We start from the raw sequence: 255 nt of genomic DNA on the forward strand, positions 1-255 counted from the left end.
GCAGCCGCCGGCCTCCCCGGACGACAAGAACGGCGCACCCCACTCGTCCGGCCCCGTCCTCCCCCCGGACGACGGCAAGCCCGACGCCCCCGCCGCCCTCCCCGCGATGTCCATGGAGGCGGCGGAGTCCTCCTCCGTCAACGTCCCGCACGCCCCGCTCGGCGCACTGGAGATCAGCGCCCTGAACAAGGCCGACTCCACCGCCGACGCGATTGCCGCCGACGGCGAACTCACCGCCGCCGCCCGCCCCTACAC

Annotated in this window: 1 pseudogene; it reads left to right on the forward strand. The window is 75.7% G+C overall.

What is annotated here, in order from left to right:
• Positions 1-255 (forward strand): annotated as a pseudogene (locus tag VR44_RS46675) (N-acetylmuramoyl-L-alanine amidase); the annotation flags it as partial.

Origin of the sequence: Streptomyces katrae, assembly GCF_000966975.1 — a bacterium.
Taxonomy (GTDB): domain Bacteria; phylum Actinomycetota; class Actinomycetes; order Streptomycetales; family Streptomycetaceae; genus Streptomyces; species Streptomyces katrae.